Raw genomic sequence first — 10,458 nt, 5'->3', positions numbered from 1 at the left:
GCGCACCGCAGCGGCGCGCAGGGCCGGACAGCTGGCGTCAGAACGAGATGCCGAGGTTCATGCCAAAGGTGGTGTAGGCGGTCTGGAAGCCATCGGGCTTGTGCAGCGGGCTGCCGACGAAGCCTTCCCATTGCACGTGACGCGAGCCGCCACGCAGGCCCAGCGCCATGCCGGTGAGGCGGTCGCCGAGCAGCCACTCGGTCGAGGGTCCGCCCACCTGGCCATGGTCCACGGCCACGAAGCTCTCGACACCGCCACCCATGGCAAAGGCCAGTTCATTGCGCAGCAGCCAGCCGCGTTCGCCGGTGAGCGAGAGTTCCCCGTCGAAGCCACGCACGGTGTAGCGGCCGCCGATGGAGAAGCGGTCCTGCGGTACCAGCCGCGAACGGTTCCACTGCGCGCGCCAGCTGCCGGTATAGCGCAGTGCCTGCCGGCCCCATTGCATCGGCACGGTGAGCTGCGCATCGGCGGTCACCACCTTGCCGCGCGCGGTGCCTTCACCAAAGCCCTCTTCCGGTGCCTGCAGCGCGTTGAACGCGCCGGTACCGCGGCGGTAGGCCAGGTTCGCATCCAGCGTGGCCTTGCCGATGAAGTGGCGGTGCGCGATCCCCAGCTCCCACCCGGCCATGCGCCGGCGCTGCACAAGGATCTCGGTGTCGTCGATGAAGTTGTCCGATTCACGGTACCAGCCGCGCGCGTGCATGCTGGTCTTGGCATGCGCATTGCGGAACAGCATGCGGGTCAGGCGCAGCTCGGCATTGCGGCTGGAGCCGCTGTACTCATAGCTCTCGTACGCGCCGGCCACGGTCTGCCGGTAGTCGTATTCGCTGGCGTTGGCCCCCAGCAGCCACCAGCCCAGCGGCACGCTGTAGTGGGTGGACCAGCTGTCGGTGCCGCGGTCGCTGCCGTTGAACACGGACTTGCCGGCATTGACGTAGAACAGGTCGCTCAGCCCGGCCAGGTTGTCCAGCGACAGCGTGGCGCCGGCCTGCAGCTTGCCGGTGGACTGGCTGCCGGCATCATCCAGGGTCAGGCTCACGCGCACCGGTGCGCGCTGCGCCCAGCTGATGACCAGATCGCTTTCACCGGGTTTGTCCTGTGCGCCCTCCTTCGGCGGGGCGATCTGGATGTCGACCGTGGCGGTGGGGACGCGCTGCAGGTTTTCCAGCGCCTGTTCGATATCGCGCAGGTTGAGCAGATCGCCGGGGCCCACCGCCAGCGCATTCCACAAGGCGGGCATACGCCCTTCCTCGCTGGAGAAGCGGACCGCATTGATGCGGCCGGGCACTACGGTGAGTGTCAACGTGCCGGTCTTCAGGTCCTGCGGGGCGGCCAGGATGCGGGTGGTCACGTAGCCGCGCGCGATGATCGCGTTCTGCATGCGCTTGATCACGATGTCCACGCCGCCGGTGCCCAGGCAACGGCCGGTGGCCGGATCGTCGCTCGGATCGGCCGCGCGCAGTGACCAGCGGAAATGATCGGCCAGTTCGCCCTCCAGCGCGATGCGCTGGATCGGGAAACAGGGCGATTCGTCAGCCGGGAGGCGACCCACCGCTTCTTCCGGCGTGGCTTGCAGGCGCACGTCGGGCGTGGCTTCCTGTTGCTCGCGCAAGGCGCGCTCGCGCTCCTGCTGGCGCAGCAGTTCCTGATCCGGGGGGGCGACCTGCGCGCACACGGTGGCCTGCATGCAGGCCACGACCAATGCGACACCCACAGCCAACCGCCACCGCAGCGCGCGGCTGCGTTCCATACGTCCTTGTTGCACGTTCACGCTCTTCCTTGGCAAGAATCCGTGCCGGCCGGCAGGGTAGCGGCGGGCGGGCCCGGAACTTTAAAGGAATCGGGTCACCGGAAACAGGGCCTTGAACGACCGTCTGTCGGCTGAAGTGTGAAGACGGCACTGTGAAAAAGTGATGCCGGTCCAAGCGATGACCGAGCGCGGATGCGCCCTGCGCGCGGCAGGATCGCGCGTTGAACAGGCAGTCCTGCGGACCGACGGCTCCGGGCGCGGCGTGCCGGAAACTGTGACCCTTGTCCGACGCCGGGCACCGGAACACCCTGACCAGGCACCCACAAAAAACCGGCGACCCGAAGGCCGCCGGCAAAGGTAAAACATCTCTCTCTCTCGTTTCTAATGCGGTATCGCGCGCGGATCAGGCCTCGTAGGCCGACTCGCCGTGCGAGGTGACGTCCAGGCCGGTGCGCTCTGCTTCTTCGGTGACGCGCAGGCCAAACACCATGCGTACCACCAGCAGGATCAGCACAGTGGCCACGGCACACCAGACGATGGTGAAGCCGACGCTGACCAGCTGCACCCAGACCTGATGACCGATGTCCAGGTCGGCCTTGGTGCCACCCAGCGATTGCGCGCTGAACACACCGGTAAGCAGCGCACCGACGATGCCGCCGATGCCGTGCACGCCGAACACGTCGGCGGTGTCATCGACCTTGAGCAGGCGCTTGAGACCGGTGACGCCCCACACGCAGACCACGCCGGCGACCAGGCCGATCACGATCGCGCCCAGCGGGCCCACGGTGCCGCAGGCCGGCGTGATGCCGACCAGGCCGGCAACGGCGCCGGAGGCAGCGCCCAGCGCGGACGGCTTACCCTTGCTGACCGCTTCGACCAGGGTCCAGCCCAGCACCGCCGCAGCCGTGGCGAGGATGGTGTTGATGAAGGCCAGCGAGGCGACGGTGTCGGCCGCGGCGGCCGAGCCGGCGTTGAAGCCGAACCAGCCCACCCACAGCAGCATCGCGCCGATGTAGGTGAACGGCACGTTGTGCGGCTTCAGTGCGGTCTGGCCGTAGCCGATGCGCTTGCCGACGAAGTACGCGCCCACCAGGCCGGCCACACCGGCATTGATGTGGACCACGGTGCCACCGGCGAAGTCGATCGCGCCCATCTCACCCAGATAGCCGCCGCCCCACACGATGTGCGCCATCGGGATGTAGCTGAGGGTGAACCACAGGGCCGAGAACAGCAGCACGGCCTTGAACTTGATGCGCTCGGCGAACGCACCGACGATCAGGGCGGTGGTGATGCCGGCGAAGGTCGACTGGAAGGCGACGAACAGGTAATCCGGCAGGCCGGCGATCGGCGTGTTGCCGACGGTGTCCGGGCCGAAGCCCTTGAGGAAGGCGAACTCGGTGAACGAGCCGAAGAAGGCGTTGCCTTCACTGAACACCGCGCTGTAGCCGTAGGCCACCCACAGCATCAGCACCAGCGAGAACACCACCAGGATCTGGCTGAGGATGGACAGCACGTTCTTGGAGCGCACCAGGCCGCCGTAGAACAGGGCCAGGCCCGGCACCACCATCAGCAGCACGAGCAGGGTGGAGGTGAGCATCCAGGCGACATCGCCGTGATCGAACGTGGCCGCAGCGGCGGCTTCGGCGACCGGGGCAGCCGTGGCCTCCGGCGCGGTCGGCAACGGCTCGACCGCCACCGTCTCCGACGGTGCCGGGGTGACCTGCGCCTGGGCGTGCGCGCTGCTGGAGAACGCACCAACGGCCAGTGCGCTGATCAGCATCATCAGGCACACGGCATGGAACCGGGCTTGCCACCCGGTGAACAAAGAGGTCTTCATTGTGGGCTCCGAGTGGGGTTAGAGCGCGTCAGCGCCGATTTCGCCGGTGCGGATGCGGACGACCTGTTCGACCGCGGTGACAAAGATCTTGCCGTCGCCGATCTTGCCGGTGCCGGCCGCGGTCTGGATCGCCTCGACCACGGCCTCCAGGCGATCGTCGGTCACGACGGTCTCGATCTTGATCTTCGGCAGGAAATCCACGACGTACTCCGCGCCGCGATACAACTCGGTGTGGCCCTTCTGGCGCCCGAAGCCTTTGACTTCGGTCACGGTGATGCCCGACACGCCAGCGTCGGAGAGGGCCTCGCGGACCTCGTCGAGCTTGAACGGCCGGATGATGGCGGAGATCAGTTTCATGCGCATATCCCGATGGTGGATGGAACCGGCCCGCGTGGGGCCGATGTCAGGTCAACCGGCGGCCACTTGCACATGGCCGCCGGTCGTTGCGCCGAACGTTGCATGGACCACGCCGTTGCCGACGCCCGAAGGGCGACGTCAGCGGTGACGCGGGAGGGAGGAAGGGCCCATGACGCGTCCGGTCTCTCTTGCCCCTGGTGGTACGTGTTGCCTGCGCTGCGGCTCCCCAGCTGCAGCGCATGTCCTGCGGACCCGTTGCCGCCCGGATGCGAGGGCTGCAAAAGGCGGCGACGATGACGAAGGGTGGGAGGGATATCCTTCGTCATCGTCACCAGTTGCTCAGTTCGCGTAGTACATCTGGTATTCGAGCGGATGGGTCGCCGCACGGAAGCGGGTGACTTCCTGCATCTTCAGCGCGATGTAGCCGTCGATGAAGTCGTCGCTCATCACGCCACCGGCCTTGAGGAACTCGCGGTCCTTGTCCAGCGCTTCCAGAGCCTGGTCCAGCGAGGAGCAGACCTGCGGGATCAGCTTCTCTTCTTCCGGCGGCAGGTCGTACAGATCCTTGTCGCTCGGTGCGCCCGGGTCGATCTGGTTCTTGATGCCGTCCAGGCCGGCCATCATCAGCACGGTGAAGGTCAGGTAGCCGGACTGGATCGGATCGGGGAAGCGCATTTCGATGCGGCGCGCCTTCGGATTGGACACCCACGGAATGCGGCACGAGGCGGAACGGTTGCGGGCCGAATAGGCCAGCATCACCGGGGCTTCAAAGCCCGGGACCAGGCGCTTGTAGCTGTTGGTGCCGGAGTTGGCGAAGGCGTTGATGGCCTTGGCGTGCTTGAAGATGCCGCCGATGTACCACAGCGCCAGCTGGCTCAGGCCGCCGTAGCCGTCACCGGAGAACAGGTTGGTGCCGCCCTTGGACAGCGACTGGTGCACGTGCATGCCGCTGCCGTTGTCGCCGACGATCGGCTTGGGCATGAAGGTGGCGGTCTTGCCGTTGCGGTGGGCGACGTTCTTGATGACGTGCTTCATGCGCAGCAGTTCATCGGCCTTCTGCACCAGGGTGCTGAACTTGGTGCCGATCTCGCACTGGCCGGCGGTGGCCACTTCGTGGTGCTGCACTTCCACTTCGATGCCGACCTGTTCCAGCGTCTTGCACATTTCCGCACGCAGGTCGTGCAGCGAATCGGTCGGCGGAACGGGGAAGTAGCCGCCCTTCACGGCGGGACGGTAGCCGCTGTTGGCGCCGTCGTACTTGTCACCGGTGCTCCAGGCCGCTTCTTCGGAATCGATCTTGAAGAAGGTGTGGCCCATGTCGTTGGCAAAGCGGACCGAATCGAAGATGAAGAACTCCGGCTCCGGGCCGAAGAAGGCCTGCTCGGCGATGCCGGAGGACTTCAGATAGGCCTCGGCGCGCTTGGCGATGCCGCGCGGGCAGCGGCCGTACGGCTGCATGGTGGCCGGATCGAGGATGTCGCAGCTGATGACCAGGGTCGGGTCGGCGTAGAACGGGTCGATGTAGGCGCTGGACGGGTCCGGCAGCAGGACCATGTCCGATTCGTTGATGCCCTTCCAGCCGGCGATCGAGCTGCCATCGAACATCTTGCCTTCTTCAAACAGCGACGGCTCCACGATGCTGACCGGGAAGGTGACGTGCTGCTCGATACCACGCATATCGACGAAACGCAGGTCGACGAACTCGATCTGGTTGTCCTTGATCAGCTTCTCAACATTTTCCACGGACATCGGTGAAACCTCAGATGGGTGATTGCCTATGTGGATAGAGCAATCCCCGTGCCAACTTTTCAGACTTCACAAACCCTTGATTTCACTGGGCTGGCACGCAACGTGGTGCGTGCCAGTGCGCACCAAAGTAGTGCACATCCTGCACCACGCACACATTTGGTGCGGCGCGCGGATGTTTTATGCTGCCTCCCGATGTCCCCCCTTCCGAGCCCCAGCACTCCCGATGTCCGATCTGCTCTCCGCCCTCCTTCTGGGCATTCTTGAAGGCCTCACCGAATTCCTGCCGATCTCCAGCACCGGCCACCTGCTGATCGCCCAGCACTGGCTGGGCGCACGCTCGGACTTCTTCAACATCATCATCCAGGCCGGCGCGATCCTGGCAATCACACTGGTGTTCCGCCAGCGGCTGTGGACGCTTGCGACCGGCCTGCACGAACGCGCCAACCGCGATTACGTGCTCAAGCTCGGGACCGCCTTCCTGGTGACCGCCGTGGTCGGCCTGCCGGTCCGCCTGGCCGGCTGGGAGCTGCCGGAGACAGTCACCCCGGTGGCCTGGGCGCTGATCATCGGTGGCCTGTGGATGCTCCTGGTGGAGGCCTATACCGCGCGCCTGCCCGAACGCGATGAGGTGACCTGGAAGGTCGCCATCCTGGTCGGCGTGGCGCAGGTGGTGGCCGGTGTGTTCCCGGGGACCTCGCGCTCGGCGGCGGCGATCTTCATCGCGATGCTGTTCGGTCTGAGCCGCCGCGCGAAGGCCACCGAATTTGTGTTCCTGGTCGGCATCCCGACCATGTTCGCGGCCAGCGGCTATGCCTTCCTGGAACTGGCCAAGGAGGGCAAGCTCGCCAGTGAGAACTGGACCGATGTGGGCGTGGCCTTCCTTGCCGCGGTCGTCACCGGCTTCATCGTAGTGAAGTGGTTGCTGGGCTATATCAAGTCGCACCGATTCACGGCGTTCGCGTTCTACCGCATCGCACTGGGCGCGGCCTTGCTGCTCTGGTTGCCGGCTGGCAACTGAACGGCCCGGCGCCGGTGCAACCCCGTTGTGGCTGCGCCGGCGTTTTTCCCCAGGTTCCCAAGGAGATGTACATGAAACGCACCCTGATGCTGATCCTGCCGCTGGCCATGATGGCCGCGTGCAGCAACCCGCCCGCGAATTCGCCTGCCGCCCCCGGCAGCGAGCCGTCCCCGGCGCCTGCATCGGCCCCGGTGGCCACGCAGAACGCCAGCGCAGCCTTGAGCGCGTCGCTGCTGCACGCCAACCATTGGCGGCTCGAGAGCGCCACCGATGCCAGCGGCAAGCGCATCGATGCGCTGTTCGCCCGTGCCGACAAGCCGGTCACGCTGGACTTCAAGGAAGACCGCATCGCGATCAGCAACACCTGCAACCGCATGGGCGGCGGCTACACGCTGGCCGACGGTTCGCTGACCATCTCGCCGATGGCCTCGACCATGATGGCCTGCACCGACAAAAACCTGATGGCGCTGGACCAGGCCGTCGGCAGCCGTCTGGAAGGCGCGCTCAAGACCGAGCTTGGCGATGCCGGCCAGCTGACCCTGCGCACCGCCAACGGGGATGTGCTGGTGTTCACCCCGGAGCCGACCGCTGAAACCCACTACGGCGGCGAAGGCGAAACGGTGTTCCTGGAAGTGGCCGCGCAGACCAAGCCGTGCCCACACCCGATGATCCGCGACAAGCAGTGCCTGCAGACCCGTGAGATCCGCTACGACGCCAATGGCATCAAGCAGGGTGAGCCGGGCGAGTGGCAGAACTTCTACGACGCCATCGAGGGCTATACCCACGAAGACGGCGTGCGTAACGTGGTGCGCGTGAAGCGCTACAAGATCGCCAACCCGCCGGCCGATGCCTCGTCCAATGCGTATGTGCTGGACATGGTGGTCGAGTCCGCGAACGAGAAAAAATAAGAAAGCAGAAGGGCGGCCAAGGGCCGCCCTTCTTCATCCTGTAGTGCCGGCCGCTGGCCGGCTCCCGATGGCGCAGTACCGACCAACGGTCGGTACCTACCGGGGCGAGCACCGACCAACGGTCGGCCTCACCTCAGGCCAGCGCCGGATTCAACGTGTAGGTGCCATGCAGCGAGGCTTCGGCCAGCACGTGCCCCTGCATCGCACGCAGCACGTCCGCTGCAGTGAAGGGATCGGGCAGCCCCAGCTGGGCCACGTCCAGTGCGAACACGCGGAAGAAGTAGCGGTGCACGCGTTCGTCGTTGAAGGGCGGGTACGGGCCGTCATAGCCCAGGTACTGGCCGGCCATGTCCGGATTGCCCGCAAACCAGCCGGTGAAATCGTTCAGGCCCTGGCGGCTGCCTGCCGGGCCCGCCGGCTGGGTCTTGCCGCCCACGATGAAACCGTCACTGCAGCTGCCGGCAGCGAGCTCGTGCACGTCGGCCGGAATGTCGACCATCGCCCAGTGGGTGAAGTGCGCGCGCGGTTGATCGCGCGGCACCGTGCAATCCTGGCGGCCCACGGTCTCCGGCACGGTCGGCACATCCGGGTCGATGCACAGCAGCGCGAACGACCGGGTGCCGGCCGGCACGTCGTGCCAGGCCAGCTGTGGGTTGCGATTGGGCGCGAAGCCCTCGGCGTTGCCGGCTGCAAACGTGGCGGCGATCGGCTGGCCGTTGGTAATGCTCTCACTGCTCAGATACATACAGGTCTCCTCACTCTTCCGGGTAGCCCAGGCGCACTGCGACCGAGGTCAGCAGTGCGAAGGCAGTGCCCATTTCATCGCGGTAATCGCGCCAATGGCCGGGGGCCATGCGGGCCGGACCGAGCGTGGACGCGGGCGGGAAATGCATGCCGAACAGGTTGCCCAGATGATGCGCCATGGCCTGCGCGTCGTTGCCGATGTCATCGATGCGCACCAGCGCGTTCGGGTACAGGTCCTGTTCGTGCAGCGTGGCGACCTGGGCCAGCGAACGCGCCAGCCATTCCGCCGCTTCATGCACCGAGTTCACCGCGAACGGCGCCGGTGCACCGAAGGCGATCCACTCCAGCAGCATGTCGCGCGGGTCACGCACGGCAATGATCAGGCGACCTTCCGGCAGTTGCGGGCGCAGCGCCCACAGCAGTGCGTTGTCCCACCACAGCAGCCAGTCGATCACCGCGCCCTCGGTGATCCCGCGCGCGGGCAGCTGCTCGCGCCACTGGGTGACCAGACCTTCCGGGGTCAGCTTGCCGGTCGAGAGGTCCTGCAGCGTGTGATAGCTCTGGAAGGCATCATTGGGCGGCGTCGAGCCGAAGCGATCACCGCGGACCACCGGACTGGCAGCGGCCATCGCCGCGACCACACGCTCCACGCCCGAGCCTGGCGCACCCCAGACGAAGATCGGCGCAACAGCGTTGCCTTCGGGCACCGGCGCCAGGTCCGGCCAGCTCAGCGGTGCCTTGGCCTGCGGCGGCAGCGGCAGACGCTGCGGTGCTTCAGCGGCGTGCAGTTCGACCCACGTCCGGACCGCCTCGCGGTACTGGCCGGCACGGTCCTGGACCGAGCCCAGCCACGCGCGCAACGACGGCTTGGCCGCCTCCGGCGCACCATCGTGCAGCGCCTGTACGCGGGCGATGGCGGCCGAGGGATCCCGGGTGAGCAGACCGTCGACCAGACGCGTTTCGCCACTGGCACGGCCCGGCTCAAGGGTCACGATCCGTTCGGCCACGGCTTCGGCGGCCTCGGGCTCGTTGTTCATGTCATGCAGGCGCAGGCGGGTTTCCAGCGCCGGCAGATGCTCGGGCATGGCCTGCAGCCAGCGTTCGCCCACGGCAACCGCCTCCGGCCCACCGACCGGTTCGACGGTCAGGCGCGCCATCCACAGGTCATGCACCTCGGGGTGATCGGCCAGGGCCGCATCGAGCGTCTCGCGGGCCTGCTGTTCGCGGCCCAGGCGCTGCCAGGCCATCAGCAGCAGTTGCAGCGTGTGGCGATCGGCTGGCCACTGGGCCAGCACCGGCAGCAGCTGCTCGAGCGCCTGCAGCGGTTGCCCGGCCTGCAGTTCCAGCTCGCCGGCCAGGCGGCGCATGGCCGGGCTGTCGCCGGCCGGGGTGGCCAGCACGTGACGCATCATCTCGGCGGCCACATCCACGTGGCCCTGGCGCAGCGCCAGCTGCACGATCAGGCCCTGCAGCGAGGTGACGCTCGGGTTCAACTCCAGCACGCGGCGGAACGCCTGCTCGGCGAAGGCCAGCATGTCCTTGCCCAGGTAGGCAAAGCCGAGGGCGTACAGCACGCGCGAATCACCCGGCAGGGCTTCGCTGGCGGCCGACAGCAGCGACAGCGCGCGATCCACCTCGCCCCGGCGCAGCGCCACCATGCCGGTCAAGGCCGCCAGTTCGGGATGGTCTTCATCCACACGCGTGGCCAGGCGGGTCAGTCGGTCGGCTTCATCGACGTCATTGCGGGCCAGCGCCAGGTGCGCCTGCATCACGTAGGCGGACAGCTCATTGGGGTTGAGTTCGGCGGTGCGGTCCAGCGCCGAACCGGCGGCGTCGAACTGGCGCAGGGCCAACAACAGGCCCGCCTGCTGCAGGTGCAGATCGGCATTGTCCGGGGCGAGCGTCAGCGCCTGCTGCAAGCTGGTCAGCGCATCGTCGAACTGGCCCTGCTGCTGCAGCGACAGCGACAGCCAGCGGTGCGCCTGCGGCTGCTCCGGCTCGGCCGTGGTCCATTCGCGCGCCAGCTGCACGGCGTCGTCCACCGCATTGCGGCGCAGGGCTTGAAGAATCTGGTCTTGCATGACGGTCCGGAACT

Annotated in this window: 8 protein-coding genes; 2 read left to right on the top strand and 6 right to left on the bottom strand. The window is 66.9% G+C overall.

The genetic code is table 11. The annotated features are described in order from the left end of the window. Positions 1–37 precede the first annotated feature (37 nt). From AC13F7_RS14010 to glnA, 4 genes are all read right to left on the bottom strand, one after another. Positions 38–1,750: a ShlB/FhaC/HecB family hemolysin secretion/activation protein gene (locus tag AC13F7_RS14010; RefSeq protein ID WP_483001785.1), complete on the bottom strand. Its 1,713-nt coding sequence runs from the start codon at positions 1,748–1,750 to the stop codon at positions 38–40. A 403-nt stretch (positions 1,751–2,153) separates the two neighbouring features. Continuing rightward, on the bottom strand, positions 2,154–3,587 hold the full coding sequence (locus AC13F7_RS14005) for an ammonium transporter (RefSeq protein WP_123731038.1): 1,434 nt from the start codon (positions 3,585–3,587) through the stop codon (positions 2,154–2,156). A gap of 18 nt (positions 3,588–3,605) precedes the next feature. After that, complete coding sequence (locus AC13F7_RS14000; RefSeq protein ID WP_019184907.1) at positions 3,606–3,944, bottom strand: P-II family nitrogen regulator; 339 nt, start codon at positions 3,942–3,944, stop codon at positions 3,606–3,608. 339 nt (positions 3,945–4,283) lie between these two features. Beyond that, a complete protein-coding gene (gene glnA / locus AC13F7_RS13995; RefSeq protein WP_346471594.1) occupies positions 4,284–5,693 on the bottom strand; it encodes a type I glutamate--ammonia ligase in 1,410 nt (469 codons plus the stop codon). A gap of 223 nt (positions 5,694–5,916) precedes the next feature. Here glnA and AC13F7_RS13990 point away from each other — a divergent pair, with 223 nt between their 5' ends. Both AC13F7_RS13990 and AC13F7_RS13985 read left to right on the top strand, forming a co-directional pair. Then, positions 5,917–6,711: an undecaprenyl-diphosphate phosphatase gene (locus AC13F7_RS13990; RefSeq protein WP_481467798.1), complete on the top strand. Its 795-nt coding sequence runs from the start codon at positions 5,917–5,919 to the stop codon at positions 6,709–6,711. Between the two features lie 71 nt (positions 6,712–6,782). After that, positions 6,783–7,619 carry a DUF4377 domain-containing protein gene (locus AC13F7_RS13985; protein ID WP_483001440.1) on the top strand — a complete coding sequence of 279 codons (837 nt, stop codon included), beginning with the start codon at positions 6,783–6,785 and terminating at the stop codon, positions 7,617–7,619. A gap of 133 nt (positions 7,620–7,752) precedes the next feature. Here AC13F7_RS13985 and AC13F7_RS13980 read toward each other — a convergent pair whose 3' ends face one another. Both AC13F7_RS13980 and AC13F7_RS13975 read right to left on the bottom strand, forming a co-directional pair. Then, positions 7,753–8,364: a YbhB/YbcL family Raf kinase inhibitor-like protein gene (locus AC13F7_RS13980; RefSeq protein WP_483001438.1), complete on the bottom strand. Its 612-nt coding sequence runs from the start codon at positions 8,362–8,364 to the stop codon at positions 7,753–7,755. 10 nt (positions 8,365–8,374) lie between these two features. Further along, entirely contained in the window at positions 8,375–10,444 is a 2,070-nt protein-coding gene (locus AC13F7_RS13975) for a tetratricopeptide repeat protein (RefSeq protein WP_483001436.1), read from the bottom strand. Positions 10,445–10,458 lie beyond the last annotated feature (14 nt).

This window comes from Stenotrophomonas sp. K-6 (assembly GCF_056861555.1).
Note: the sequence above shows the minus strand (reverse complement) of the source record. Positions and strands in the feature narration are given on the sequence as shown.

Excerpts from the sequence above, each read along its gene's own strand:
- AC13F7_RS14005 (WP_123731038.1), bottom strand. The coding sequence starts at position 3,587 with ATGAAGACCTCTTTGTTCACCGGGTGGCAAGCCCGGTTCCATGCCGTG.
- AC13F7_RS14000 (WP_019184907.1), bottom strand. The coding sequence starts at position 3,944 with ATGAAACTGATCTCCGCCATCATCCGGCCGTTCAAGCTCGACGAGGTC.
- AC13F7_RS13985 (WP_483001440.1), top strand. The coding sequence starts at position 6,783 with ATGAAACGCACCCTGATGCTGATCCTGCCGCTGGCCATGATGGCCGCG.
- AC13F7_RS14010 (WP_483001785.1), bottom strand. The coding sequence starts at position 1,750 with ATGGAACGCAGCCGCGCGCTGCGGTGGCGGTTGGCTGTGGGTGTCGCA.
- AC13F7_RS13990 (WP_481467798.1), top strand. The coding sequence starts at position 5,917 with ATGTCCGATCTGCTCTCCGCCCTCCTTCTGGGCATTCTTGAAGGCCTC.
- AC13F7_RS13975 (WP_483001436.1), bottom strand. The coding sequence starts at position 10,444 with ATGCAAGACCAGATTCTTCAAGCCCTGCGCCGCAATGCGGTGGACGAC.
- AC13F7_RS13980 (WP_483001438.1), bottom strand. The coding sequence starts at position 8,364 with ATGTATCTGAGCAGTGAGAGCATTACCAACGGCCAGCCGATCGCCGCC.
- glnA (WP_346471594.1), bottom strand. The coding sequence starts at position 5,693 with ATGTCCGTGGAAAATGTTGAGAAGCTGATCAAGGACAACCAGATCGAG.